The organism is Kitasatospora sp. CMC57 (assembly GCF_045866025.2).
In the GTDB taxonomy this organism is placed as follows: domain Bacteria; phylum Actinomycetota; class Actinomycetes; order Streptomycetales; family Streptomycetaceae; genus Kitasatospora.
Genome location: NZ_AP035881.2, coordinates 6427161 through 6452226 on the forward strand (window position 1 = coordinate 6427161; position 25066 = coordinate 6452226).

Annotated in this window: 23 protein-coding genes and 1 pseudogene; 13 read left to right on the forward strand and 11 right to left on the reverse strand. The window is 70.3% G+C overall.

All coding sequences use genetic code 11. The features are described 5' to 3' along the window. The first annotated feature begins 99 nt into the window (after positions 1 to 99). Together ACKUU6_RS28880 and ACKUU6_RS28885 are read left to right on the forward strand one after the other, a co-directional pair. Positions 100 to 651, forward strand: coding sequence for a hypothetical protein (locus ACKUU6_RS28880; RefSeq protein WP_407991505.1), 552 nt, complete (start codon positions 100 to 102; stop codon positions 649 to 651). A 211-nt stretch (positions 652 to 862) separates the two neighbouring features. Then, the gene (locus ACKUU6_RS28885; RefSeq protein ID WP_407991506.1) at positions 863 to 985 is read left to right on the forward strand and encodes a hypothetical protein; all 123 of its coding nucleotides are present in this window, start codon (positions 863 to 865) and stop codon (positions 983 to 985) included. A 79-nt stretch (positions 986 to 1064) separates the two neighbouring features. Here the strand turns inward: ACKUU6_RS28885 and ACKUU6_RS28890 are convergent, their stop codons facing one another. The 5 genes from ACKUU6_RS28890 to ACKUU6_RS28910 all read right to left on the reverse strand — a co-directional run bounded on the left by ACKUU6_RS28890 (position 1065) and on the right by ACKUU6_RS28910 (position 10402). Continuing rightward, positions 1065 to 3512, reverse strand: coding sequence for a SpoIIE family protein phosphatase (locus ACKUU6_RS28890; protein WP_407991507.1), 2448 nt, complete (start codon positions 3510 to 3512; stop codon positions 1065 to 1067). 46 nt (positions 3513 to 3558) lie between these two features. Beyond that, complete coding sequence (locus ACKUU6_RS28895) at positions 3559 to 8151, reverse strand: HAMP domain-containing protein (protein ID WP_407991508.1); 4593 nt, start codon at positions 8149 to 8151, stop codon at positions 3559 to 3561. 813 nt (positions 8152 to 8964) lie between these two features. Continuing rightward, positions 8965 to 9432 carry a sigma-70 family RNA polymerase sigma factor gene (locus ACKUU6_RS28900; RefSeq protein ID WP_407991509.1) on the reverse strand — a complete coding sequence of 156 codons (468 nt, stop codon included), beginning with the start codon at positions 9430 to 9432 and terminating at the stop codon, positions 8965 to 8967. A gap of 152 nt (positions 9433 to 9584) precedes the next feature. After that, positions 9585 to 10022, reverse strand: a complete 438-nt coding sequence (locus ACKUU6_RS28905) for an ATP-binding protein (RefSeq protein ID WP_407991510.1) — start codon at positions 10020 to 10022, stop codon at positions 9585 to 9587. A 116-nt stretch (positions 10023 to 10138) separates the two neighbouring features. Next, entirely contained in the window at positions 10139 to 10402 is a 264-nt protein-coding gene (locus ACKUU6_RS28910) for a hypothetical protein (RefSeq protein WP_407991511.1), read from the reverse strand. A 167-nt stretch (positions 10403 to 10569) separates the two neighbouring features. Between ACKUU6_RS28910 and ACKUU6_RS28915 the strand changes: the two are divergent. The 3 genes and pseudogenes from ACKUU6_RS28915 to ACKUU6_RS28925 all read left to right on the forward strand — a co-directional run. Continuing rightward, positions 10570 to 10923 (forward strand): annotated as a pseudogene (locus tag ACKUU6_RS28915) (MEDS domain-containing protein); the annotation flags it as partial. 90 nt (positions 10924 to 11013) lie between these two features. After that, positions 11014 to 11268, forward strand: a complete 255-nt coding sequence (locus ACKUU6_RS28920; RefSeq protein WP_407992270.1) for an STAS domain-containing protein — start codon at positions 11014 to 11016, stop codon at positions 11266 to 11268. A 4-nt stretch (positions 11269 to 11272) separates the two neighbouring features. Next, a complete protein-coding gene (locus ACKUU6_RS28925) occupies positions 11273 to 12220 on the forward strand; it encodes an anti-sigma factor RsbA family regulatory protein (protein ID WP_407991512.1) in 948 nt (315 codons plus the stop codon). Between the two features lie 136 nt (positions 12221 to 12356). Here the strand turns inward: ACKUU6_RS28925 and ACKUU6_RS28930 are convergent, their stop codons facing one another. Together ACKUU6_RS28930 and ACKUU6_RS28935 are read right to left on the reverse strand one after the other, a co-directional pair. After that, complete coding sequence (locus ACKUU6_RS28930) at positions 12357 to 12527, reverse strand: hydrophobic protein (protein WP_110669262.1); 171 nt, start codon at positions 12525 to 12527, stop codon at positions 12357 to 12359. Between the two features lie 189 nt (positions 12528 to 12716). Further along, on the reverse strand, positions 12717 to 13643 hold the full coding sequence (locus ACKUU6_RS28935) for a helix-turn-helix transcriptional regulator (RefSeq protein ID WP_407991513.1): 927 nt from the start codon (positions 13641 to 13643) through the stop codon (positions 12717 to 12719). A 246-nt stretch (positions 13644 to 13889) separates the two neighbouring features. Between ACKUU6_RS28935 and ACKUU6_RS28940 the strand changes: the two genes are divergently transcribed. From ACKUU6_RS28940 to ACKUU6_RS28955, 4 genes are all read left to right on the forward strand, one after another. Further along, a complete protein-coding gene (locus ACKUU6_RS28940) occupies positions 13890 to 14387 on the forward strand; it encodes a hypothetical protein (protein WP_407991514.1) in 498 nt (165 codons plus the stop codon). Positions 14388 to 14515: 128 nt separating this feature from the next. Then, positions 14516 to 14947, forward strand: a complete 432-nt coding sequence (locus tag ACKUU6_RS28945) for a VOC family protein (protein ID WP_407991515.1) — start codon at positions 14516 to 14518, stop codon at positions 14945 to 14947. A 326-nt stretch (positions 14948 to 15273) separates the two neighbouring features. Then, a complete protein-coding gene (locus ACKUU6_RS28950; RefSeq protein ID WP_407991516.1) occupies positions 15274 to 15624 on the forward strand; it encodes a hypothetical protein in 351 nt (116 codons plus the stop codon). A 709-nt stretch (positions 15625 to 16333) separates the two neighbouring features. Beyond that, complete coding sequence (locus tag ACKUU6_RS28955; RefSeq protein ID WP_407991517.1) at positions 16334 to 17872, forward strand: phosphatidylinositol-specific phospholipase C domain-containing protein; 1539 nt, start codon at positions 16334 to 16336, stop codon at positions 17870 to 17872. A gap of 64 nt (positions 17873 to 17936) precedes the next feature. Here the strand turns inward: ACKUU6_RS28955 and ACKUU6_RS28960 are convergent, their stop codons facing one another. After that, entirely contained in the window at positions 17937 to 18248 is a 312-nt protein-coding gene (locus ACKUU6_RS28960) for a fibronectin type III domain-containing protein (RefSeq protein ID WP_407991518.1), read from the reverse strand. Positions 18249 to 18671: 423 nt separating this feature from the next. Here ACKUU6_RS28960 and ACKUU6_RS28965 point away from each other — a divergent pair, with 423 nt between their 5' ends. Beyond that, positions 18672 to 19196, forward strand: coding sequence for a peptidylprolyl isomerase (locus tag ACKUU6_RS28965; protein ID WP_407991519.1), 525 nt, complete (start codon positions 18672 to 18674; stop codon positions 19194 to 19196). A gap of 154 nt (positions 19197 to 19350) precedes the next feature. Here ACKUU6_RS28965 and ACKUU6_RS28970 read toward each other — a convergent pair whose 3' ends face one another. Continuing rightward, positions 19351 to 19605 carry a LapA family protein gene (locus ACKUU6_RS28970; protein ID WP_407991520.1) on the reverse strand — a complete coding sequence of 85 codons (255 nt, stop codon included), beginning with the start codon at positions 19603 to 19605 and terminating at the stop codon, positions 19351 to 19353. A gap of 202 nt (positions 19606 to 19807) precedes the next feature. Next, the gene (locus ACKUU6_RS28975; protein WP_407991521.1) at positions 19808 to 19954 is read right to left on the reverse strand and encodes a hypothetical protein; all 147 of its coding nucleotides are present in this window, start codon (positions 19952 to 19954) and stop codon (positions 19808 to 19810) included. 414 nt (positions 19955 to 20368) lie between these two features. Between ACKUU6_RS28975 and ACKUU6_RS28980 the strand changes: the two genes are divergently transcribed. The 3 genes from ACKUU6_RS28980 (at position 20369) to ACKUU6_RS28990 (ending at position 23211) form a co-directional block, all read left to right on the forward strand. After that, entirely contained in the window at positions 20369 to 22267 is a 1899-nt protein-coding gene (locus ACKUU6_RS28980) for an alkyl/aryl-sulfatase (RefSeq protein ID WP_407991522.1), read from the forward strand. 196 nt (positions 22268 to 22463) lie between these two features. After that, the gene (locus ACKUU6_RS28985; protein WP_407991523.1) at positions 22464 to 22856 is read left to right on the forward strand and encodes an SHOCT domain-containing protein; all 393 of its coding nucleotides are present in this window, start codon (positions 22464 to 22466) and stop codon (positions 22854 to 22856) included. 172 nt (positions 22857 to 23028) lie between these two features. Continuing rightward, entirely contained in the window at positions 23029 to 23211 is a 183-nt protein-coding gene (locus ACKUU6_RS28990) for a hypothetical protein (RefSeq protein WP_407991524.1), read from the forward strand. Positions 23212 to 23235: 24 nt separating this feature from the next. Here ACKUU6_RS28990 and ACKUU6_RS28995 read toward each other — a convergent pair whose 3' ends face one another. After that, on the reverse strand, positions 23236 to 25044 hold the full coding sequence (locus tag ACKUU6_RS28995; protein ID WP_407991525.1) for an alkaline phosphatase family protein: 1809 nt from the start codon (positions 25042 to 25044) through the stop codon (positions 23236 to 23238). Between the last annotated feature and the right edge of the window lie 22 nt (positions 25045 to 25066).

Here is a 25066-nt window from a genome sequence, read left to right on the forward strand (position 1 = left end):
GCCTCGCGCCTAGCATGGTCGGTGTGCTCCGGCCAAATGCCTTTGGGGTCTGGCGAGTTGGCGGGAAGTTGAGGGACGCTTCGTCTGGGGGGATCGGGGATGGGCGTGGAAGACAGTGCAAAGGTCTCGGCCTGGCTCGGTGTAGCGACGTCGATTGTCGGGCTGTTGGCGTTCCTTGGGATCACCAACATCGACCAAGTTGGGGAGAAGCTCGGCGTGGGAGATTCGAGCGCCTCCCCAAGCGCTTCGCCAAGCCCCTCGCTGACCAGCCACAGCCCCCCGCCGCCGATCAGTTTCAACCCCTGGCCTTCCCCGGAGCCGGTGAAAACCCCGGACCGCGGCTGCGAAGCAGCGATCTCGACGATGGAGTCGTACACCGGGTTGATCAACGCCAACGTGCAGGGTGAGGCGGCGCAGAAAGCCGTCGCGGTGACCCTGAACCGTCAAGCTGCTGATCTTGAAGCAGACGTCAGTGCAGCGCAGACCCCGAAGGTTCGAGCGGCGATCAAGGGCCTGGCAGCCGCATCCAGAGCGCAGGCGGCGGCGCTCCCCAACAACTCCCCGGCAGACCTGGCCAGGTGGAGAGCAGCCGCGGACAAGTTCTCTGCAGAGCTTGCCGCGCTGGGGGAGGGCTGCAGTGTGTTGGTGTAAGCGCGCGATGCGCCAGGTCGGCCGCTGGTGGATGCGCGTCGCACGGTGGCACGCTCGGTGTCGTGGCGCAGGGGCACCCTCCTGACGGTTGTTCGTGGGGCCGGTGGGTAGCGATGACCAGGAGTGCGAACGAGCTTTCCAGGGACGGGACATGATGAGGCGTTGGCAATACTGGACAGTTCGACTGCAAAAGCTGGAGAAGGCGGCCAGCGTGAGAACGCTGAACGAGGCGGGACAGAACGGCTGGGAGGTCGTGGGCATTGCCCAGGACATCGAGCGCGACGGCACGGACGGCTGGTGCACCGTGCTCTTCAAGCGTGAGCTGCTGGGCTAAGGGAAGCTCGCTCAAGTGCTTCTCCAAAGTGCTGGGGCCACTTCGGAGTTAGGGACCACAACCCATCTGGTGGTGAAGGTCAGCCCACCCTCACGCCGATGAGGCAGGTGTCGTCGTCGGTGTCCGCGTCGGTGTATCGCAGCAGCTGGTCGAGCCTGTGGTCCAAGTCGTTCGGTGCCTCGGAGGACTGGTTGCTCTGGGTGAGGGCGAGGAGGTTGGTGAGCGAGTCCTCCACGGAGCAGTCCCGTCGCTCGATCAGGCCGTCGGTGTACAGCAGGAGAGTGTCGCCGGACTCGAGCTGGACCTCGCCCTCTTCGTAGTCGGCTCCGTCGATGGCGCCCAGGAGGATGCCGCCGACCGTCGGCAGGGTGTTCGCCGTCCCGTCGCGTAGGAGGATCGGGGGCAGGTGGCCCGCGCGGCCCCAGCGGAGGCGGCGGTTGACGGGGTTGTAGAGCGCGCAGACGGCGGTGGCGGTGACGTTGTCGGTCAGGTGGTGGGTGACGGAGTTGAGCCAGGCGAGGAGCTGCGCTGGTCCGGCACCGGTTGCAGCCAGTCCGCGCAGGGCGTTGCGAAGAGCGACCATGCCGGTGGCGGCCTCGATGCCGTGCCCGGCGATGTCGCCGACGCACAGCAGGACCTGTCCGCTGGGCAGGGTCACCGCGTCGTACCAGTCGCCGCCGATCAGGTGGTCCTTCTCCGCCGGCCGGTAGCGGACGGCGACGCGCAGGTTGAGGAGGTCCACGGGGCCTCGGCTGGGCGGCATGATGGCGTGCTGCAGTTGCAGGACGAGGCGGCTGCGTTCGGCGGCTTCCTGTTCGGTGTGGGCGAGTTGGTCGCGGGTGGCGGCGAGCGCCACCTCGGTCCAGTGCTGGGCCGAGACATCCTGGTAGGCGCCGCGCACGGCGATGAGACGGGAGTTGTCGTCGAGGACGGGTTCGGCGACGACCCTGATGTGGCGGACGGACGTGTCGGCGCGCTGGAGCCGGAAGGCGGTGGAGGTGGGCCGGTGGTGGTGGAGCAGGGCGCGCAGGAACCGGCCGATGGATTGGGCGTCGTCGGGGTGGGCGTGGGCGGCGAGTTGGTCGAGGGGGATGGCCGGTGCGGTGGGTGGCAGGCCGTGGAGGTCGAAGAGGGTGTCGTTCCAGGCGATCTCGCCGGTGAGCAGGTTCTCCTCGAAGCCGCCGATCCGGCCGAGGCGTTGGGCGTGCTGGAGCAGGCTGGCGACCTTGGGGATGCCGTCGGCCAGTTTCCACACCAGCAGGACGTGGGCGCCCTGGCGGCTGATGCTGACACGGGCGGCGGTGGTGAGGGAGACACTGTCGACCGTGGCCGCGAGTGTCATCCGGTCGGCCCTGAAGGGTTCGCCGGTCGCGAGGACGTGTTCGATCTTTTCGAAGAGGCCGCCGGGCTCGGCGGCCAGCGGGTACGCGTCCAGGAGCCGGGCACCGACGATGAGGTTGCGGGGGCGGCCGGCGAAGTCGATGAAGTCCGGGTTGACGTGGCGGATCAGGAAGTCGGTGGGGTGGTCGGCGGCGTCGGTGATCGGCTGCAGGACCAGGCACGGGTCCTCCAGGCCGTCGGTCAGCTCGAGCAGCTCGGTGAGCCGGGGGTCACCACCTCGCCCCGCCGGGCCGGCCGGCTCGGTCGCAGGCGCGGTCTCGAGCGCGGTGGCGCAGAGTTCGGCGAGCACCTCGAACTGTCGTTTGAGGGAGTTCGGTTGCTCCGGAAGGGGATTCGGCCAGCAGATTTCCAGGACGCCGGTGATCCGGCCGCCGGTGCCGGCGGGCACCGCGATGCGGCCTCCGCTGAACTCGTGCTGCCCGATCGACGGCAGTGCTGCGGCGGCCAGGGTGTCGTAGGCGGTGGCGGCCCGGTGGTCGAGGGCCTGGCGGGCGGGTGTGGGGACGCCGGGTGGCACGTGGCGCCAGCGCAGTGGTTCTTGCTCCGTGAAGCCCGCGCTCGCCACCAGCGACAGGGACTGGTCGGCGTTGGCCGCCCAGATCGCCACGGCCCTGGCCCCCAGCGGTTGCACCGCGTGCTGGAGGATCGAGTGCGCCACCGCCTGGGCGTCGCCCGTCGCGCCGGCCTCGGCGCTGCGTAGCCGGAGGCCAAGCGACGGCCCGGGCGGCGTGGCCACCTCGGAGACGAATTCGCGGGCGAGGTCGGTGATCCGGTCGCGGGATGCCTGGTTGAGCAGGTCGGCGGCCAGTTCGATGATCGACGACCCGACCTGGGCCGCCAGCTTCTCGAGCTGTCCTGCCGCCTCCAGTGGGCTGCATCGCAGCCGCTCGACCAGGATGCCCTTGGCCAGGTCGATGAGGGCGCGCCCGTGGGCCTCCTCGTTGGCCTGCTGGAGTTCGCGCCGCAGCCGCTCCACGGTGTGGGCCAGCCGGCCGACCGCTCCGTGGTCCGGGTTGTCCGTCGACGGCCCGGCGCCGTCGACGGCGGTGCCGAGGGCCGCGTGGGAGGACCGGCCGGCGGCATCTGCGCGGGGGACGGGAATCGCTGGCTGGTTGAGGTTGTGCACGGCGCTCGCTCCTCGCAATTCGGGTTCGGTGGGGGCGAAGTGCCGTCTAGACGGTCAGCTGCTGCTTGATGCGGGTGATCAGGTCCCAGGCGTCCACCGGCTTGGTGACGTAGTCGCTGGCCCCGGAGGCGATGCTCTTCTCCCGGTCGCCAACCATCGCCTTGGCGGTGACGGCGATGATCGGAAGATCCGCGTGCTGGGGCATCGAACGGATGGCGGCGGTGGCGGTGTACCCGTCCATCTCGGGCATCATCACGTCCATCAGGATGACGTCGATCTCGCCGTGCTCGGTGAGCGTTTCGATCGCTGCACGGCCGTTCTCGGCCTGGAGGACCCGCATGCCGTGCAGTTCCAGGATCCCGGTGATGGCGTAGAGGTTGCGGTCGTCGTCGTCGACGACCAGCACCGTGCGCCCGGCCAGCAGGTCGTCGATCTCCAGCTGTGCGGCTGCGGCGGGCTCGTCCGCCCGCACCAGCGGGAGCACGTCGCCCGGCTGGTCCGCGCTCAGGTACAGGGCGATGCGCTCGCGCAGTTCGTCGAGGCTGGAGATGAGTTCCAGGGGCTGGGAGGCTGCGCGCTCCTGCAGGACCTGTTCCTGCGCCGTCATCAGCCGGCGGTTGTTGTGTGCGAGGACCGGAACGCCGTGCAGCGCGGCGTCGTGGGCCATTTGCTCCAGGAATCCCAGAGCGGCGCCGGCGGGGAGATCGAGGTCGAGGACCACGCAGTGGCAGGGCATAGTGGCCAGCGCGGCAGCGGCCTCCTGAGCTCCCATGACGGTGATGATCTCCACCGGCCCGCGCGGGTCGCCGTGGCCCGGGTGGCTGGCGAGGTCGGCGAGTTCGGCGACCGCGCTCTCCGCGACGAGCGACAGCAGACCGCGCGAGCGTGCCTCCACCACCAGCAGCCGCTTGGCCTGGACGGTGTCCGGGGCCGGCGCGGGCGCGGGGCGCGGCTCGCTGTCGGCGACCTCCTGCGAGGGGTCGGCGGCCTCCAAAGCAGCGCGGGCACTCTGCGCGCTCAGCTCGGCGTAGTCGGGCCGGGCGACGGGCAGGTAGAGCGAGAAGGTGCTGCCGTGCGCCGGGGTGCTCTCGGCCGTGATCGCGCCGCCGAGCAGGAACGCGATCTCCCGGCTGATGGAGAGGCCCAGGCCGGTGCCGCCGTACTTGCGGCTGGTCGTCCCGTCGGCCTGCTGGAACGCGCCGAAGACGCTCTCCAGGTGCTGCGGCGCGATGCCGATGCCGGTGTCCACCACGTGAAAGACGATCACGGGGCCGCCGCAGCGGGCCACTTCCGGCGCCGACGACTCCTCGACCATCTCGATCCGCAGCTCGACGCCGCCCTTCTCGGTGAACTTGACGGCGTTGGAGAGCAGGTTGCGCAGCACCTGGCGCAGCCGGTAGTCGTCGGTGAGCAGCTCCGCCGGGACGGTGGGCGCTGTCTTGACGGCGAAGGCGAGGCTCTTCTGACTGGTCATCGGTCGGAAGGTGGCTTCGACGTAGTCCAGCAGCTTGCGCAGCGGGATCCGTTCCGGCGTGACGTCCATCTTCCCGGCCTCGACCTTGGAGAGGTCGAGGATGTCGTTGATCAGCTGGAGCAGGTCGGAGCCGGCCGAGTGGATGATGCCGGCGTACTCGACCTGCTTGGCCGTCAGATTACGGCTGGGGTTCTGCGCGAGCAGCTGGGCCAGGATCAGCAGGCTGTTGAGCGGGGTGCGCAGTTCGTGGCTCATGTTGGCCAGGAACTCGGACTTGTACTTGGAGGCCAGCGAGAGCTGGTGGGCGCGGTCCTCCAGCTCCTGGCGGGCCTGTTCGATCTCCAGGTTCTTGGTCTCGATGTCGCGGTTCTGGGCCGCCAGCAGTGCGGCCTTGTCCTCGAGTTCGGCGTTGGACGCCTGGAGTTCCTCCTGGCGTGACTGCAGTTCCTGGGAGCGGGTCTGGAGTTCGGCGGTCAGGCGCTGGGACTCGCCGAGCAGTTCGTCGGTGCGGGCGTTGGCGACGATGGTGTTGACGTTGACGCCGATGGTCTCCATGAGCTGGTCGAGAAAGTCGCGGTGCACCTGGGTGAAGCTGTGCACGGTGGCCAGCTCCATGACCCCGAGGACCTGTTCCTCGACGACGATCGGCAGGACGACCAGCGAGAGGGGCTCGGCACGGCCCAGGCCCGAGGAGACGCTGACGTAGCCGGGCGGCAGGCTGTCGACGGCGATCGTGCGCTTGCTGCGGGCCGCCTGGCCGACGAAGGACTCGCCGAGGGCGAAGCGGGTGGGCGTGGCGCCGGGCGGGAAGGCGTAGGAGCCGACCAGGGAGAGCTGGGTGCCGTCCGGGGTCTCCTCGGCGAGGTAGAAGGCGCCGTACTGGGCGGAGACCAGCGGGGTGAGCTCGTCCATGATCAGTTCGGCGACGACGGCGAGGTCGCGGCGGCCCTGCATCAGGCTGGAGATCCGGGCCAGGTTGGTCTTGAGCCAGTCCTGCTCCTCGTTGGCCTGGGTGGTCTCCCGGAGGGACTCGACCATGAAGTTGATGTTGTCCTTGAGGTCGGCGACCTCACCGGAGGCGTCCACGGTGATGGAGCGGGTCAGGTCCCCGGCGGCCACGGCGCTGGTGACTTCGGCGATGGCGCGGACCTGGCGGGTGAGGTTGCCGGCGAGCTCGTTGACGTTCTCGGTCAGGCGCTTCCAGGTGCCGGAGACGCCCTCGACCTCGGCCTGGCCGCCGAGCCGTCCCTCGCTGCCCACCTCGCGGGCCACGCGGGTGACCTCGGCGGCGAAGGAGGACAGCTGGTCGACCATGGTGTTGATGGTGGTCTTGAGTTCGAGGATCTCGCCCCGGGCGTCCACGTCGATCTTGCGGGTCAGGTCGCCGCGCGCGACGGCGGTGGTGACCTGGGCGATGTTGCGGACCTGGCTGGTCAGGTTGTGGGCCATGAAGTTGACGTTGTCGGTGAGGTCCTTCCAGGTGCCGGCGACGTTGGGCACCCGGGCCTGGCCGCCGAGCGTCCCCTCGGTGCCGACCTCGCGGGCCACCCGGGTCACCTCGTCGGCGAATGCGGAGAGGGTGTCGACCATGGTGTTGATCACCCCGGCGAGCGCCGCGACCTCGCCCTTGGCCTCGACGTTGATCTTCTGCGACAGGTCGCCCTTGGCGACGGCGGTGGCCACCTGGGCGATCGAACGGACCTGGCCGGTGAGGTTGGAGGCCATCACGTTGACGTTGTCGGTGAGGTCGCGCCAGGTGCCGGAGACGTCGCGGACGGTGGCCTGGCCGCCGAGGTTGCCTTCGGTGCCTACCTCGCGGGCCACCCGGGTGACTTCGTCGGCGAAGGCGCCCAGCTGGTCGACCATCGTGTTGATGGTCTCCTTCAACTCCAGGATCTCGCCGCGGGCGTCGACGCGGATCTTCTGGGAGAGGTCGCCCTTGGCGACGGCGGTGGTGACCTGGGCGATCGAGCGGACCTGCGCGGTGAGGTTGTCGGCCATGAAGTTGACGGACTCGGTCAGGTCGCGCCAGGTGCCGGAGACATCGCGGACGTCCGCCTGGCCGCCGAGCCGCCCCTCGGTGCCGACCTCGCGGGCCACCCGGGTCACCTCGCCGGCGAAGGAGGACAGCTGGTCGACCATCGTGTTGATGGTGTCCTTGAGTTCCAGGATCTCGCCGCGGGCGTCGACGCGGATCTTCTGGGAGAGGTCGCCCTTGGCGACGGCGGTGGCGACCTGGGCGATCGAGCGGACCTGCGCGGTGAGGTTGCCGGCCATGAAGTTGACCGAGTCGGTCAGGTCCCGCCAGGTGCCGGAGACGCCCTTGACGTCGGCCTGACCGCCCAGGATGCCCTCGGTGCCGACCTCGCGCGCCATGCGCGTCACTTCGTCGGCGAAGGCCGAGAGTTGGTCGACCATCGTGTTGACGGTGCTCTTGAGCTCGAGGATCTCGCCCCGAGCGTCAACCGTGATCTTCTGCGACAGGTCGCCCTTGGCGACCGCCGTGGTGACCTGGGCGATGTTGCGGACCTGGTCGGTGAGGTTGCCGGCCATGAAGTTGACCGAGTCGGTCAGGTCACGCCAGGTGCCGGCCACGCCCGGGACCTGTGCCTGGCCGCCGAGGCGGCCCTCGCTGCCCACCTCGCGGGCCACGCGGGTCACTTCGTCGGCGAAGGCGCCGAGCTGGTCGACCATCGTGTTGACGGTGTTCTTCAGCTCGAGGATCTCGCCCCGCGCGGCGACGTCGATCTTTTGGGAGAGGTCGCCCTGGGCGACGGCGGTGGCGACCTGGGCGATGTCCCGGACCTGGGAGGTGAGGTTGCCGGCCATCGCGTTGACGGAGTCCGTCAAGTCCTTCCAGGTGCCCGAGACCCCGGGGACTTCGGCCTGGCCGCCCAGCTGGCCCTCGGTGCCGACCTCGCGGGCCACGCGGGTCACCTCGGAGGTGAACAGCGAGAGCTGGTCGACCATGCCGTTGAAGACGGTGGCGATCTCGCCGAGCAGGCCGTCGGCATCGCCTGGCAGCCGGGTGCCGAAGTCACCGTCGCGGACCGCCGTCAGGCCCGCGAGCAGCTGGCGCAGCTCGGGTTCACCGACCTGGGCCGGCCCGGATCCCTGCGGCTTGCGCCCCGGCGGAACGGTGCCGGTCTTCGTCGTGCCGCCCATTGAAGATCGCCTCCGTAGAACAGAACACTTGGCCCCATCGGCCCGCTCCCGTCCCCTGCCTGATCCCGTGGAGCGGCTGCCTCGCGGGTAGTCGGGGGGTACGGGAAACGCGCCGCCGAGAGGCTACCCCAGCAGCTCGTCAGCGCGCGAACCTCCCACGGGAGTCTGGTCAACTGCCGTCCGGGAACACGGCCGGCGGCAGTGACGCCGAGGGGAATGAGCTGGGAAGGGGCTGGTTGAACAGGTGCTCATCCGCGCGCTGACGCGCCGTGAGGGTATGCGGGTGCGACGACGGCCGTGTGCCCGTACGGGTGTACGCGCAGGGCATGGCGTTCGGCAAGACGCTTACGGGCGCAGGCCACTTGGTGCCGCCGGGAGGGGATGAATCCGCGGGTGGGGCGACGCAGACCCGCGACCACAAAGATCACCGCAAGAAGAAACGGTGCTGACAGCAGGACCAGAACTGGCATCTACATCTCCTCGAGCTGGAGTCGTCCGTCAATCGCGCGAGAGCAGCAGCAGGTTCACCCCGCGCGCGGCGTCCCGACGGTCGTGGTCGCGCTGTCCGTGCCCTGTGACGCCCAGCTCGCCCGGGCGGGCCCTGCCCGGCCGGGTGGCGGCGGCGGAGCGAGCAACAACGTCATGACGACCTCCAGGTGCTGACGGACTGTAGGTCCCGCTTGCCCGCTGACACAGCGCCAAACGTTTGGCGGAGGAGAGATTTCATGGCGCGACCCGGGCGCCCCGGCTCGGTCCCGCCTGAGCGCACGTCGCGGCTCGTGCGAACTGAGGGAACAGGGCGGGTCTGCGGACTCAGTGGTCGTCGTGCAGCAGGCCGGTGCGCAGGACTGCCAGCGCGCGGGTCAGCAGGCGCGAGACGTGCATTTGTGAGACACCGAGCCGCTCCCCGATCTGCGCCTGGGTCAGTTCCTCTCCGAATCGCAACGAGATGATCGTGCGGTCGCGCTCCGGCAGGGCGGCGAGCAGGGGCCTGAGGGCGTAGTGGGAGACGAAACGACGCGCCGCGTACCTGACGAGCGAGACGTTCAGCTCGATCAGTGTCGCGCGGACGTACGAGTAGTCGGCGCTGCCCTCCTCAAGCCTGCTCAACCGTGACAGCAGGGCGCGGGACAGCTCACGGGCGTCCGCCGGTGCAACGGCGCCGGGATCCTCGATGTGCGGCAGCTCCACCGGTTCCCCGCAGGAAGAGGCAGGGGCCCCCGACGTCCGGGCGTCGCGTACCGGCCGCGGGCCGGTGAGCAGAACGCGGGGCATCGTCATGACGTTCCTTCCGTGGGGGTCGCCGTTCGACGTCTCTACCCCTATCACTATCGGTGATACGTCTCAAACCCCGCGCTGATCGGTATCTCCCTTCTGTCTCCCAGCCGGTGTGGCGCGGCAGTAGGCCGCTCAAGGCGGCGTGCCGGCCCGACTCAGGGAGTTGCAAGCGGAGTGACGATTTCCAGCCACACCGACTTGCCGTCCTCGCGGGACACGGTTCCCCAGCGGTCGGCGAGCTTCTCGACGATGTGCAGGCCATGGCCTCCCGGAACGCCGGCCCCGCGCGGTTCCCTGGGGCGCGGAAGGTTCGGGCTGGCGTCCGTGACCTCGATCCGCAGCCGCTCCGGGACGGCGTAGAGCACCAGGTCGCGGGCTCCGCCCGCGTGCAGGACCGCGTTGCTCAGCAGCTCGCTGACGAGCAGCAGGATGTCGTCGTGATCCTGAGCGTGCCAGTCGTCGAGGGCTCGGCGGGCGAACTCCCGACCGCGGGCAACCGGGCTCGGGACGCCCAGCAGCCTCAGGCGCCTGACTTGCCCGCCGGGTGTCGGGGCCGCCGGTTCCGCCCCGGGCGGGCCCTCGTCGCTTGCCATCTACCATTCCTCGCAGATCGGTCGGACTGAACAGAGAGCGGAGCAGAAGCTCTCTGGGCGCGTGCCCCAAGAACGCCGGTGAACACCATCGGCTTCGCCCTGCGAGCCCGGAAATATCAGGACACCTCGAACGCGTCGGCGACACCGGCGTACTGGCAGAAGACTTGTGATGCCCCGGTGAGCTCCAGAGTCGTCTCACCTGGGCCGGAGACGGTGGCAAGCCGCAACGCGTGGCCGGCTTCCTGAACCCTCAGCCGGCTCTGCAGCAGCAGGTTCACCCCGGACGAGTCGCGGAAGCCGCTTCTGGCGATGGCAGGGACCCGGCCCTCATCCCCGCAGCAGTCCACCGGCGCCGCTGCGCCCAGCCGTGCCAGGATCACGTCCGATGCCCGGCCCTGTGGAGTGGCATGTGCTCTTGTAGGCTCGGTCGCGGTCGCAGACAGGGCGGCCGGGCGGAGCCGAGTCGAGGAGAAGCCGTGGCCCCCACGACAGACGGCGAGCCGCCTCCACGTCGCGGCGAGCACCTCACTGCGCCTACTCCCACACCCCCCAAGAGGTGACCGACCGGGTGCGCGCCAAGGTGCCCGGCCTGAGCGCAGCTCTGGAGCGCGGACAGTGGAGCATGCGCGCCGCCGCCGACTCCGATCCGCGCCGCCTGCCCTTCGACCCGGACCTGATGATCGCCGACCCCCGGGACAGCTGCCGGCAGGCCCTGTCCCGGGGGTGGACCGGCCCGCGCGCCATCGGCGACATGGACTGGGCCTCCGGTCAGCTGCCCGGCGCTGACCGCCTGCTCGAATACGAACTGCGCCTGAACACCGAGGTCTTCGCGGATCTGCCAGTCACCGGGATCTGCCTCTACACCGCCCGGGCTGCCGCCGGCTCCCCAGCGACCCTCGCCGCCAGCACCCACCACGACTTCCCGAGCGCCGACCTGCCCGAGAACGGCACCGGACTCAGGGCGCGGCCGCTGCCGAGCGGTGCGATTCGACTGACGGGGAGCGCCGACCTGGACAGCAGAACGGAGCTCGCCGCGGTACTCGCCCCCATCTCCCGCCTGCCACGGTCCGTGGTGAACGTGGACCTCAGCGGCGTCGACTTCGTCACCGCCGACGGCGCCGCCGCGCTGGCCCACGCCACCGTGGCCATGGGCCGCGAGAACCGCCACCTGGTCCTGCACCACGCGCCCCCTCACTGCGCAAGGTGGCGGAGATGTTTCCCGATGAGTGCAGGGACCTGGAGATGACGGCATGACCGAGACCGCACGCCCCCTCGTCTCCACGGGACCCTTCGTGCACCCCGCGCTGTTCTACCGCACCACCCGGGAGTACGTGGAAACGGTCGGCGCCTTCGCCCGCGCCGCCTTGGCGGCCGACGAGCCCTGCCTGATCGCCGTCCCCACCGACCCGTTGGAGGTCCTGCGCTCCGCGCTGGACGATGCCGACGGCGACGTCGAGTTCGTCGACATGACGGTGCTGGGGCGCAATCCCGGGCGGATCCTGGCCGCGCTGCAGGGCTTCGCCGACCGGCACCCCGACCGGCCCGCGCGCATCGTCGGCGAGCCGATCTGGGCCGGACGCACTCACGCCGAGATCCTGGAAGCCACCCGTCACGAAGCGCTCATCAACACCGCCTTCGCCCGACGCGGCGCCACAATCCTGTGCCCCTACGACGTCACCGCGCTGCCAGAGAGCGTCGTCGCGGACGCCCGCCGCACCCATCCCACCATCTGGGACGACGGCGAGGATTTCGCCAGTACGGCCTACGTCGACCCCGCCGTGGTCTCCGCCGACTGCGACCAGCCGCTGCCCGAACCCGGGGATGCCACGGTACTGGCCTACAGCGCCGGGCAGTTGGCGCAGGTCCGCCGCCAGGCCGATGCCTGGCTCCGGAGCACCGCCCTGCCGTCCGCGCGCCGGGGCGACCTCCTGCTCGCCATCGGTGAGGCCACCGCCAACTCCGTGGCCCACGGAGGCGGCAGCGGGACTCTGCGCCTGTGGACCGGTGCGAACGGAGCGGCGGTGGCCGAGGTCTGCGACGGCGGGCAGCTGAGCGACCCGCTCGTGGGCCGCAGCCGCCCCCGTCTCGCCTCCACCGACGGGGGCCGCGGCATGTGGATGGTCCATCAGCTCTGCGACCTCGTCGAAATCCGCGCGACCGGCCAGGGCCTGACCCTGCGCCTGCACATGACGCCCTGACCCTGCGGCCACGGCGCCGGGTCGTTGCCGACGAACCCGCGCCGTGGCCCCGGGACGGTCTGACGGTGACCGGCGGCAGGGCGGGGTGACGATCTGCCTCGTCACCCCGCCCTGCCGCCGGTCACCGTCAGACCGTCTACCAGCGGTACCAGCGGCCTCGGCTGCCGGAGGCGCCGGTGCCACGGGCCACGAATCCCAGCAGCCAGACCACCAGGACCACGATCGCCACCCACCACAGGGCCTTCAGCGCGAAACCGGCACCGAAGAGAATCAGAGCGAGCAGCAGAACGAGAAGAAGCGGAACCATGTCGACCTCCGTAGTCAGTGTCGGCAGTCCGCCTGCCCTGACCCACGGCACATATGCGGGGAATCTTCCGCCTGATCGGGGCCAGCGGTGTGCCGGGTCCCGTCGCTGCCCCAGGAGTTGCGTGAGCGGACACCTGGCGGGCGGGCGCATCGTGACCGTCGGATGCCGGATCGGCCCCCGGTGCCCGGCTCAGGCCTGCAGGCGCAGCGCATCGCCCGGTGTCCGCGCGTAGGCGTCGCGGTAGAGGCCCGCGAAGTGCCCCGCGTGGGCGAAGCCCCAGCGCATGGCGATCTCGGTCACCGTGGTGGTGCCGGGGTCGGCGGCCAGCAACGCCCGGTGGGCCGCGTCCAGGCGCACCCGGCGCAGGTAGGCCAGCGGCGTGGTGTCGAGGTGACGGCGGAAGGCGTACTGCAGCGCCCTCGGCGTGACGAAGGCGGCGGCGGCGATGTCCGCGAGCGAGATCTCACGCTCGGCGTTGGTCTCGATGAACGCGATCGCCTTGCGCAGTGTGACCGGCGTGGCGTCGGTCCGGTCGGCCGGAACCGGGTCCGTGCGGGCGGTGTGCGGCAGGGCGGCCAGGGTCACGGCCGCGAGGTGCTGGGCCGCGGTGGCGAGGAGCAGGTCGCTCTCGCAGGCTGCCGCGTTGTCGAGGACGTGGTCGCGCACGTACGCGACCGCCGCGCCGAGCTGCCGGTCGGCCGCCTCGTCGACGGTACGGAGCCCGGTCAGGCGCACCGGCGCCCCTTCCTGGGCGCCGACCCCACGGCCACTCACCGCGTCGAGCAGGCTGCTGTCGAACATGGCGATGGTGTACTGAGCGCTGTGGACCTCCCCCTGGTACGGCGTGTCCGGCGGGGCGATCAGGAAGGTCTCGCCGGGCCCGAACACCGTCTCCTCGCCGCCCGTCCGGTCCACGAGCGTGCCCGCGTGCATGCTGATCAGGCACACCCGGCCGAGGCTCTCGGCGTCGTACGCCATGTCGAACCCGAAGGACAGCCGGTCCGCGCTGAGCGGTCCCGCCGCCTGGCGGCTGATCCGCGCCCTTGCGTCCGGCACCGACTTCCCGATGCGCATCGGGGTGTAGGCGGCGGACAGGAACTCCTCCGTGGCCTCCATGCTCGTACTGTCGAACGACAACGACTCGACCATCACACCCACCCTTCTGTCGGCCTGTCGGCACGGCGTCTCCGTCCTGGTCTGTCGACGGTACGTGGCGCCACCGCCGGACAGGCAACTCCGGTTTCGTTCTGGCAGCTGCGCAGGGCGGATGCTTCGCTGCCGCAGCTGTGGGCGGGTGCCGCGGTGGACGAGGGTGAAGGGAGCACCCGTCCCGGGGTGCCGTGTGCCTCCGGGAGGGCCGCCATGACCCCGTCCTCAGTTCCGCCGACCGACAGCCCGCCGCCGGGCCTCCCCATGGGCGCCCAGGTGGTGGCCCTCGCGGCCGAGGCCGAAGAGCAGGTCCGGGGTGGTCTGTGGCAGTTCGCGCCCCCGGAGGCTGCGCTGGCCATGAAGACCGCAGACGGTCTCGCGGAGCAGGTGGGTCCGGCTGCCGAGCAGGAGCAGCTGCCGGTCATCGACCGCCTGGAGCGCCTTCGCGAGGTGCTCGCCGTCCTGGCCATCGGCACCGCCCGCACCCACGGCCAGCTGGCCTGGTTCCTCTCCCGGGCCAGCACGGTCTTCACGCCCGTCCTGCACTGGCGGGCCCTGCCTGCGGACCCGCGGCGGTCGTTCGGCACTGTCGTGCCGACCCCGGAGGAACTCGCCGACGCCGAACGCGCGGTGCGCCGGCTGCACACGACGCTCACCCGGACGGCCTGCGGGGCCGTCGGTTGTGGTGAGCGCCCGGCCGCTGACGCGTAGTTGCGTACGCGGTCCTGAGGCGCACCGCGCGCGATGGTACGGGGGCTACCGGGCCCGGACGGTCGGAGGGCAACGTGTGGATCCACCCGCCCGGGGATATGAGCAGTACCTCCTGTTATCATGCGCCGATGTCAATGATCAAGCAGATCCAAGTGACCTTCGACTGCGCGGAACCCGCGCGCCTCGCCGCCTTCTGGTGTGAGGTGCTGGGGTACGTCGTACCGACAGCCCCGGAGGGCTTTGCCACGTGGGAGGAGTACCACCGGACGCTGCCGCCCGAGGACGAGATCTACTTCGCGTGCACGGATCCCTCGGGTGTGGGGCCGCGCCTGCTCTTCCAGCGAGTTCCCGAAGGCAAGGTGGTCAAGAACCGGGTGCATCTTGACGTGCGGGTCGGCGCCGGGCTCGTGGGTGACGAGCGACTGGCCACACTCGAGGCCGAATGCGCACGGCTGGTGGCGCTCGGTGGGAAACACGTGCTGACGCAGCGCGCCGATGGCGTCAACGAGTCGTGCATCACGATGCAGGACATCGAGGGCAACGAGTTCTGCCTCGACTGAATCTCCGTTGTGTTCCTGCTCGCCGCCGGCACCGCCCCGGCTGACGTGGGTCCCGACGCCGCCCTGACCGGGGCGGGTGGGGCAGCCGGGGCGCGTCAGGTGGGCGAGCGGTGCATGACGGGCAGGCCGGCGAAGAGGCCCCACCCCGCGGGGTGACGGCCCACGGTTTCCCTGGGCATCGCCGTGATCGTTGACAGTGGTCGCAGCCGGCCCGGATCCTGCCTCGGATACCGTTGTCCTCTACGGGGCGCCATAACGGATGCGGTGCCCCCTACGGAGGTAGTCAGCGTATGAGCTCAAAGCGCAGCAAGAATCCAGCCCTGCCCGTGCTGAACGACGCATTCCGGCTCGCGTCGGTCAAGGACGCGGAGGAGTCCACCCGTGACTTGGCTGCGCGGCTGGCCACCACTGAGCTGCGCCGCGTTTCCCACCCGGGCCGGGTCACCTGGGAGCCCGTCGACCAGGCCGAGCCCGTACCGGTCCCGCCGACCGTGGTCGACGGCGACGGGGACCTGTGGCTGCGCGACCGGGGCACTGGCACCTGGACCATGCCCGAGTTCGACCCGAAGGAGTTCCCGGCTCGCTGCGGTGAGGCTCTGACGTGGAACGAGCTTGCCTGCGAGTACGGCCCGCTGACCGCACTGGCCGACGACCGCCGGGTCGGCGGCCGCCGCTGACCGGTGCCCGTCGTCGACGGCATCACCCGCCCCTGAGAGGCAGGGGACAGGCCCAGCCTCCGCAAAGGCCCCCCGCCCCGCGTCTGCGGCTCTTCGGGTCGGTGTACTACGTCGCCGGCTCGTAAGAGCCTCCGCCTGCCCCCGGTACCGGCTTGGGCCGTACCGGGGCGGCGCCCCTCGACCGGGCCGTGACGGCCGGTAGAGGACTTCGGGCCTCCATGTCGGCGGCCCTGCGCGAGAATTGACGTTCGTTCCGGTGGTTCGGTTTTTTCGGCGCGGGGTGGCCCGGGGGAGCCCCGCTCATTCAGCGTGGGGGACCTGGCTCGACTGTCTCATGTTCGTCAATGCGGCCCGCTGCTCCCTCGCCCCGTCCCAACGGCGCCTGGCCCGATCACTGGGCGGCCTCTCGCCCTGGCGGGGCGTCGAGTCCTTCTACACCCGACCTGACCTAAGCCTCGACTGAGCCTCGGCAGGCGTCCGCCGGAGGCGACGGTCAGACGAGCCGCGCGGAGGGGTGGCCGCGGAGCGCGGTCAGGAGGAGGTCGAGGGGCCAGACTTCGGGGTCGGCGGGGCGCGTGATCTCTGGGTCGCCGAATCCTGCCCTCGAGGCGCCACCATCGTGCCCCGGCGGCTCTACCCCCGGAACCGTCGCCCGGGCCAGCATCGGGGGGCCGTACGAGTGCGGCCGTCCCGACTGCGAAAGGTGACCATGCTCAACACCCCCGCCACGTCCGTCCGCCCGCCGGGTGCTGCCCTGCGGCGTCTGCGTTGCCTGGCCCGGACCGCGACGGTGACCGCCGTCGCGACCCTCGCCCTGGTCGTGGCCCCGCTGGCCGCCCCGCACACCGCCGTGGCCGAGGGGAGGGACAACCGCGACGCGTTCCAGAACCTCGGCTCGGCCGACCAGCAGGACTGGATGGGCAAGGTGGGGGCGACCACGCCGCTGACGGCGATGTCCATCCCCGGCACCCACGAGACGCTGGCCATCCACGGGGGCTCCAGCGTCCAGACCCAGCAGGACTTCGGCGACAGCGCGGCGACCCTGACCGCGCAGTTGGACCGTGGGATCCGCTCGGTCGACATCCGGGTCCGCATCATCAACGACAAGTTCGTGATCCACCACGGCGCCTCCTACCAGAACGCCAACTTCGACGACGTCCTGACCAAGGCGAAGTCCTTCCTCGCGGCCCACAAGGGCGAGACCATCCTGATGCGCCTGCGGGCCGAGTGCGACGGCTCAATCGCCAGTTGCACGGACGACCACCCGGCGGCGAGCCACACCGCCCTCTTCGACGCTTACGCGAAGCAGTACGCGGGGCTGTTCTACAACAACGGCAAGCGCAGTGACCCCCCGACGCTGGGCCAGGCTCGCGGCAAGATCGTGCTGTCCGTCTTCAACGCCGGCAACGGAGACTCCTACGGCCTCAAGGGCTTCTCGGACAACACCGAGGACATCTGGAACGCCGCCGACGCTCCGGCCAAGTGGAGCCTGGTCAGCAACAACCTCGCCAAGGCCGGCAACACCTCCGCCGACCAGACCTTCGTGACCTACACCTCCGCCTCCCGGGCACCGTTCGAACTTGTCCCCTCCGAGTACGCGGGCGGCTACAGCGTCCTGCGCGGCAAGGACCTGGTCTGGGTCGACGGCATCAACGTGCGACTGATGAACTACCTCAACAACGACACCGCCCACCGCCGGCTGGGCATCGTCATGATGGACTACCCCGGCTGGGCGCTGGTGCACGACATCATCGCCCGCAACAGGTACTACGAGGCCAGGAACAGCAGCCCGGCGATCTGGGTGGTCAAGTCCGACAAGACATACGTGGACAGCAAGTACGGCCGGTGCATGACCCGCGGGCCGCAGTTCGACAGCTCCGGGCAGGGCGGTGTCGTGCAGCAGCGGACCTGCCAGAGCACCCCGCCCAGCAGCCACCAGTGGCAGGCCGCCATGCCTTCCACCTTCGACAGCATGGGCTACTACTTCATCAAGGCCAACAACGGCCAGTGCCTGACCACCCCCTACAACAACGGCACTCCTCCGCCGGCCGGGACCCAGCTGTTCTGGTGGCCCTGCGAGACCCGCTGGATCTCCGACAACCAGATGTGGAACATCATGCCCACCAATCTCGGCGACCAGGCGGCCTACCGGTTCATCAACAAGTGGACGAACCTGTGCCTGATGGTGGATCCGGCCACCGCCTCGCAGTCGGGCGGAAAGGTCGTCCTGGGCAACTGCCCGGCCTGACCGCACCACCCCGCCACCTGGCCCGACGCGACACCGCGTCGGGCCAGGCTTGCCGTTGGGGCCGTCACGGGGCGCGGTGCGACAGGGCCGGGGCGGGGCCCTGCCCGCGCTCGTTCACCGCGGTGACCTGTCCCCCGGTGTGGTCGGCTTCCAGCTGCGCGACGCGGTCGGCCGGGACGGCCAGGGACGTCGCGGTGCCGGGCACCGTCCCCAGGACCGCTTCGGCGCCGACCGGGTCACCGGGATCGTTCACGACGGTCACCACGTACCCCTGGATGGCGCTGCCGCCGTCGGCGGGCGCGGTCCAGGTGACGGTCGAGCCGCCTCCTTGAGCCTGCCGTGCACGGTGATGGTCAGGGGGGTGCCCTTGCGACACGGCTTGGGCGTAATCGTGCTGCTGGATGCGTCCAGGATGTAACTGTCGTCCGAGCTGTCCTCGGCGGCCCAGGCGGATGCCTGTGTGGTGCGTGCCGAACCGGTGGTGCCGGCGGCCTGCGCCGCGCAGCACAGCGCGCCCGCCGGCAGCAGAGACAGGGCGCCCGACGCCGTGGCCCGGAGCCGTCGTGAAACCCGCATGTTGATCCCTTCGTACAAGGAAGATTCTGGTCGCCGAGACTTGCCCAGACGTCCGGCCCGGCAACGAGCCCTTCGGGTGAACTACGGCCTTCGGCCTCCGGCTGCCTCGCCGGGCCGAGGAGTCCACTCGTACGGGTGATCTGCCGCGGCGTTGGCCCGAGGTGCAGCCGGGTGGCTCGCAGACTGGGCCGCACGTACAGGACCTACCCCCGAAGGATCTGCCATGGCTGAAGAGCTCTACGCGACGCTGAAGACCAACCGCGGCGACATCGTGATCCGGCTGCTGCCCAATCACGCGCCCAAGACCGTCAAGAACTTCATCGACCTCGCCGGCGGCGAGCGGCAGTGGACCGACCCGAAGACCGGTCAGCCCAGCAGCGAACCGCTGTACGACGGCACGGTCTTCCACCGGGTGATCGAAGGCTTCATGATCCAGGGCGGTGACCCCCTGGGCAACGGCACCGGCGGGCCCGGGTACAAGTTCGCGGACGAGTTCCACCCGGACCTGGCGTTCACCAAGCCCTACCTGCTGGCCATGGCCAACTCCGGGCCGGGCACCAACGGCTCCCAGTTCTTCATCACCGTCGGCCCGGCCACCTGGCTCACCGGCAAGCACACCATCTTCGGCGAGGTCACCGACAGCGCCGGCCAGAAGGTCGTCGACGCCATCGCCGCCGCCGAGACCGGCGGCAACGATCGGCCGCTCCAGGAAGTGGTCATCGAGAAGGTCGTCATCGAGACCCGCTGACCCGCACCGCAGGAGGCAGCACTCGAGCGTCGCGGTTCCCGGGCTGGTAGCAGTTGGAGGTGCGGTCGGCACGCGGGCGCGGTACCAAGGCGGGAGGTACGCCGTCCGGGACGGTCCGTCCCGCGCCGGTGTGCTCCCCGTGGCTGCCGGGGTCCTACCCCTTCGCTCGCCGACGGGCGACGAGCCAGCCGATGGCGGCGCCGACCAGGAGGGTGACGGCCAGCACCACCCACAGGGGCAGGGTGACGGTCGGGATCCACAGGTGGATGCTGACCGAGGCCGTGTTGGCGGCGATGAACCAGATCGCCAGGACCGCAAGGATGACGATTCCGATGGTCCGCATCCGGACGTCCTTGCCGCGGACGGTGACGGTCGGCGGGCGCTTCGGATCAGCTACTTTCTCTGCCATGTGATCAAGTATGGGCGTTTTGCCCGTTTGTGGCGTCCGGTCAGCCGCCGACGCGTCCGGCCGCGATCCGCCTGCCCTGGGTGGTGGTGACGACCACCGGGATACCGTCGGGCACCTCCCCCGCGAGGTCGGCGAGCAGGCGGTCCACGGGGGGCAGGTCGCCGGGGGTGTGGACGGTGACGTACAGGGACCGAGGTCGGGCCTAACCGTTGACGACCTGAGCGTCGGGCGTGGTGGAGAGCCAGGAGGCTGCGGCGTCGGTGGTACGGGCGGTCCAGAGGTGCACCAGCACGGTGCCGGCCGTGCTCGCCGCGAGCAGTGCACCTACTGCGGCGAACAGCAACCCCAAGGTCAGGTAGGCGCTGCACGGCGCCGAGGGCGATGCCCATGATGGGCGTGGACAGCGGTGCGATGATCATCGCGCCGATCACGGTGGCGGTGGAGTCGGTCAGTACGCCGCCGGCGGCGATGACCGCCGAGAGCAGCAGCATGATCCAGAACGCGGACTGCTTGGCGCGTACGTCGCCGCGGGCCAGGTCGAGGTCATCGGCCAGTTCCGTCAGCGACCGCCGCTGGCGTTCCGGCAGGACCCATGCGCGCACTCCAGTGAACATCCGGCCAGCATTCGAGCGCCCGGCCGCTCCGGGCGGACGCCACTCGCATCCCTTCACCCGCTCGGCTCATGCCTGCTCGTGGGCACTGTCGTGGGCCGCGAGGGTGACAGGGAAGCCCTACCCGTCGCTGCTGTCCGAGGGAGTCCGAGATGACCCAGCGCACCGAGCCCCTGCCCGCGCAGCCGGGCATCGCCGCAGCCAACGCGGCGGTGCTCGGCCGGTTCCCGTTCGAGGACACCCAGGACATGGAGGACGCCCGCAGGGGTTTCGTGGCGACGGCGCCCGAGCCGCTGATCAAGGAGGGCCAGCGCGTGGTGTGGGACCTGGAGGCGTACGGCTTCCTGGCCGCCGAGTGCCCCGACACCGTCAACCCCAGCCTCTGGCGGCAGAGCCGGCTCGCCGCCGACCACGGCCTGTTCGAGGTCACCGCAGGGATCTACCAGGTGCGCGGCTTCGACCTGTCGAACATGACGATCGTCGAGGGTGAGCGCGGCGTCCTCGTCATCGACCCGCTGATCTCCTCCGAGACCGCCGCCGCCGCACTCGCGCTCTACCGCGCCCACCGAGGTGAGCGCCCGGTCACCGCCGTGCTCTACACCCACAGCCACATCGACCACTTCGGTGGTGTACGCGGCCTACTGAGGGAGCAGGACATCGCGGCCGGCGTACCGGTGATCGCTCCTGAGGGCTTCCTGGAGCACGCCGTCAGTGAGAACGTCTACGCCGGTACCGCGATGGCCCGCCGGGCGGCCTACATGTACGGGTCGGGCCTGCCCAGGGGTGAGCGCGGGCAGGTCGGTGCGGGCCTAGGTCAGACGACCTCGACCGGCAGCGTCGGCCTCGTGCCGCCGACGCTCCACATCACCACCACCGGGCAGAGCGAGACCGTCGACGGCATCCGGATGGTCTTCCAGCTCACCCCCGGCACCGAGGCGCCGGCCGAGCTGAACATCTTCTTCCCCGGCCACGCGGCGCTGTGCATGGCCGAGAACGCGACCCACAACCTGCACAACCTGCTGACCCTGCGCGGCGCCCAGGTCCGCGACCCGCACGTGTGGTCGCGCTACCTCACCGAGGCGATCACCCTGTTCGGGGCGGACACGGACGTGGCGTTCGCCTCCCACCACTGGCCGGTCTGGGGCCGCGAGCGCGTCATCACGTACCTGTCCGAGCAGCGCGACCTGTACGGCTACCTCCACGACCAGACCCTGCGGATGCTCAACCAGGGCCTGACCGCACTGGAGGCCGCCGAGCAGATGCAGGTGCCGCCGGCCCTGGAGCGGGCCTGGCACACCCATGGTTACTACGGCTCCGTCAACCACAACACCAAGGCGGTCTACCAGCGGTATCTCGGCTGGTTCGACGGCAACCCCGCCCATCTGTGGGAGCACCCGCCGACCGAGGCCGCGACCCGCTACGTCGAGTTCATGGGCGGCGCGGAGCAGGTGCTGCGGCGGGCCCGGCAGTCCTTCGCCGAGGGTGACTACCGTTGGGTCGCCCAGGTGGTCAACCACGTCGTGTTCGCCGACCCCGGCAACGCCGAGGCCCGCGCGCTCCAGGCCGCCGCGCTGGAGCAGCTCGGCTACGGCAGCGAGAACGGCACCTGGCGCAACTTCTACCTGACGGGCGCACTCGAGCTGCGCGACGGCGCGGTCGGCACCCCGGTCAGCGCCACCTCGCCCGACTTCCTCGCCGCGTTGTCCCTCGACCAGCTGTTCGACTCCCTCGCCATCCGGGTCGACGGCCCGGGCAGCTGGGATGCCGACCTCACCATCCGCTGGAACCTGCGCGACGGCGAAGCGGTCACCCAGCGCCTGCACAACGGAGTCCTCACCCACGTCAGGGGCGACGGCCCGGCCGTCGGCGAACCCGACGTCACGATCACCCTCGGCGAAGCGGACCTGCGCGCCGTTCTGCTCGGCGCACCGGACCCCGCCGCACTGCTCGCCCGGGCCGGGGCCGCCGTCGACGGCGAGCTGGGCGTCATCGGTGAACTGCTGAGCCATCTCACCGCTCCGGACCCGGGCTTCGCCATCGTCACTCCGTGACGCACCGCCGTCCGCCGCGTCCACGGCTCGCCGGCTCCGTCGGCGGCATGGCACCGCCACCCCGAGCATCCCGCCGTCGACCCGGACCCCGGACGGCGCAACGAACGCCCTGCGGCCGGGTGAGCTGCCAGGTCGTCGCCGACGCTGGTAGCACGCGCTTCTGCGTGGACCTGTCCTTTGACCGACTGGAGCCGTGATGGACGACTACCCGCTGCTCAACCTGTTCTGGACCATGATGTGGCTGTTCCTGTGGGTCCTGTGGTTCTTCCTGCTGTTCCGGATCATCACGGACATCTTCCGCAGCCACGACATGGGCGGCTGGGGCAAGGCAGGGTGGACGCTCTTCGTCATCGTGCTGCCGTTCCTCGGCGTACTCGTCTACCTGATCGCACGGGGCGACTCGATGGGGCGCAGGGACCTCGAAGAGGCGCAGCGGGCCGACGCCGCGTTCAAGGAGTACATCCGCTCGGCAGCCGACGGCGGCACACCGAACCGGACGGACGAGCTGGCGAAGCTGGCCGATCTCAACGCCCGGGGTGCCCTGAGCGACGAGGAGTTCCAGAAGGCCAAGGGCAGGCTCCTCGCGTGAGCCACGAGACCAGCGCCTGATGGTCGAGTACGCCTGATCGGAGACGTCTCCGGTGAACTGGACACCACCCGCAGAGCGGGTGGTGTCCAGTCTGCTCGTGCCCCACCCCTGCCCGGCGTAAGCGCCATCGTCCGACCATCGACATAGGGCGACAGTGGACCTATCGCGCCGCGTGACCGTCAGCCCGCTGCTGGCCGTGCTCGCCGCCGCTGTGGTCGGCAGCGGACTGCTGCTCACGCTCTCCGCCCCGCGCGCCGCGCCCGCCGTCGGTGAGGGCCTGCGGGTGGCGCTGGACCAGGGCCAGGGGCAGGTCGGCAGCCGGGAGGCGGTGCAGTCGAGCGGGACTGCCTCCTGATCGCCGACTGCCTGCCCGCGACCGTCAGCCGATGGTGAGGGAGAACGGGCCGGCCAGGACCGAGTAGCCGTCGTTGGCGAGGTAGTAGGCGCTGTAGGTGCCCGGGCCGTTCAGCTTGCTGGTGGGGAGGGTGACTGCGCCGCTCCGGTACGGGGTGTAGGACCAGGCGAGGGCGGACTGGGAGCCCGGGGTGACGCCGGCCGGGTAGATGCCGACCCAGTTCTTGGCGTTGATCTGCGAGGTGTTCGGCAGGGCGTAGCGCAGGGTGAGGTTACCGCCGTTGGTCACCGCGTTCAGGTCGCCGGTCAGCGTCGGAATGGCCGGCGTGGCGGGCGCGAATGCGGCGTTGAGGGTGGTCGCGTAGGTGTCGTTTGCGGTCAGGCCCGGGAGGGCGAGGGCCGACTCGATGGTGCGGCCGATGCCGTAGTGGTCGTAGTGCAGCGGGCTGCTGGTGCCGGCCGGGACGGTGCCCTGCGAGCCGAGGACGATGGTGGCGACGTGGTTGTAGCCCTCGCTCGCGCTCTCGTCCCAGGTCAGCAGGAGCAGCGAGCGCTGCTGGGTCCACGCGGGGGAGGCCAGCACCGGGGCGAGGGTCTGCTGCAGCCAGCCGTCCTGCACCTTGAGGCTGGTCGCGTTGCCGTTGCCGGAGCCCTCGCCGTCGTAGTAGTCGTCGGCGGCGATCCAGGAGAAGTTCGGCGTGGTGGCCGCCGACCGGAGGTCGGTGGTCAGCTGCGTGGTGTCGAACAGGTGCGCCGCGCAGCGCGCCGGATTGCCGCTGATGTCCGTGTAGTTGATGAAGGGCGCATCGTCGGGCATGTATTCGCTGTCGTAGTTCTTGTTGGTGTTGCAGGGCGTGCCCATGCCCTGCTCGTAGGCCTTCCAGGACTTGCCGGCCGCCTCGATGGTGTCGCCCAGATTGCGCTGCGGGGAGTTGATGTTGGGCCAGTAGGTGGCGCCCTTGGCGTAGGTGTCGCCGCCGGCGATCGCGAGGTAGTTCTCGTCGCTCGGGTGGTAGACGCCGCGGGCGTCGGTGAGAGTGGCGCCCTGGGACATCAGGCTGTGGATGTACGGCGTGTCCGCCGGGTCGTTCATGATCTGCGCGTAGTCGGTGTTCTCCATCATAACCGTGAACACGTGGTCGTAGCCCGGTACTTGGGAGACCGGCGGAGCCACCGGCGCCGGTGCCGTGACCGGGGTGGAGAGGGTCAGCGAGAGGTCGTCCAGGTAGCCGGTCTCGTTCGAGGTGGACAGGAACTGCACCTCGACCTGGATCGACCTGGTCCCGGCCGGGACGGCGCCGGTGGTGGCGCGGGCGAGGAACTTGGTGGCCAGGCCCCGGTCGGTGGCGGAGACCGTGGGCAGCTTCGCGGTGGCGCCGACCGAACGGCCGCCGACGTCCTTGAAGTGCAGGCTGACGGCGGCGTACCCGCCGTAGGTGGTCCAACCGCCAAGCCAGCCCGAGAGGTTGTAGGTGACCGCGCCACCGTCGATCGCGGCCGCCGCCGAGGCGACGTTGACGGTCTGCGACATCGCACCGTCACCGAAGTTGCCCGGCCCGAAGAAGGACTTGCCGGGCGCGTTGCCGTCACTCGGCAGGCCGAAGGAACCGGCCGTGTAGCACATGCTGTTGATGCCGCCGGCCTGGACCGTCCAGCCGGGGACGGTGCTGGCCGCGCTCCAGTCGTTGGTGCAGTAACCGCCGGTCTCGGCGTCGCCGTTGACGATCAGGTTGCCGCTGCTCGTCGCCGCGTGAGAGGGGGCGGCTACCAGCAGCGCGCCGAGGAGGGGGAGGGCGGCAAGCAGGCCGCTGAGGGCGCTCCGACGCAGTCGCATAAGGGGAAAACCTCGTCCCGTT

Excerpts from the sequence above, each read along its gene's own strand:
- ACKUU6_RS28880 (WP_407991505.1), top strand. The coding sequence starts at position 100 with ATGGGCGTGGAAGACAGTGCAAAGGTCTCGGCCTGGCTCGGTGTAGCG.
- ACKUU6_RS28895 (WP_407991508.1), bottom strand. The coding sequence starts at position 8,151 with ATGGGCGGCACGACGAAGACCGGCACCGTTCCGCCGGGGCGCAAGCCG.
- ACKUU6_RS28900 (WP_407991509.1), bottom strand. The coding sequence starts at position 9,432 with ATGACGATGCCCCGCGTTCTGCTCACCGGCCCGCGGCCGGTACGCGAC.
- ACKUU6_RS28905 (WP_407991510.1), bottom strand. The coding sequence starts at position 10,022 with ATGGCAAGCGACGAGGGCCCGCCCGGGGCGGAACCGGCGGCCCCGACA.
- ACKUU6_RS28925 (WP_407991512.1), top strand. The coding sequence starts at position 11,273 with ATGACCGAGACCGCACGCCCCCTCGTCTCCACGGGACCCTTCGTGCAC.
- ACKUU6_RS28930 (WP_110669262.1), bottom strand. The coding sequence starts at position 12,527 with ATGGTTCCGCTTCTTCTCGTTCTGCTGCTCGCTCTGATTCTCTTCGGT.
- ACKUU6_RS28935 (WP_407991513.1), bottom strand. The coding sequence starts at position 13,643 with ATGGAGGCCACGGAGGAGTTCCTGTCCGCCGCCTACACCCCGATGCGC.
- ACKUU6_RS28940 (WP_407991514.1), top strand. The coding sequence starts at position 13,890 with ATGACCCCGTCCTCAGTTCCGCCGACCGACAGCCCGCCGCCGGGCCTC.
- ACKUU6_RS28945 (WP_407991515.1), top strand. The coding sequence starts at position 14,516 with ATGTCAATGATCAAGCAGATCCAAGTGACCTTCGACTGCGCGGAACCC.
- ACKUU6_RS28955 (WP_407991517.1), top strand. The coding sequence starts at position 16,334 with ATGCTCAACACCCCCGCCACGTCCGTCCGCCCGCCGGGTGCTGCCCTG.
- ACKUU6_RS28965 (WP_407991519.1), top strand. The coding sequence starts at position 18,672 with ATGGCTGAAGAGCTCTACGCGACGCTGAAGACCAACCGCGGCGACATC.
- ACKUU6_RS28970 (WP_407991520.1), bottom strand. The coding sequence starts at position 19,605 with ATGGCAGAGAAAGTAGCTGATCCGAAGCGCCCGCCGACCGTCACCGTC.
- ACKUU6_RS28980 (WP_407991522.1), top strand. The coding sequence starts at position 20,369 with ATGACCCAGCGCACCGAGCCCCTGCCCGCGCAGCCGGGCATCGCCGCA.
- ACKUU6_RS28985 (WP_407991523.1), top strand. The coding sequence starts at position 22,464 with ATGGACGACTACCCGCTGCTCAACCTGTTCTGGACCATGATGTGGCTG.
- ACKUU6_RS28995 (WP_407991525.1), bottom strand. The coding sequence starts at position 25,044 with ATGCGACTGCGTCGGAGCGCCCTCAGCGGCCTGCTTGCCGCCCTCCCC.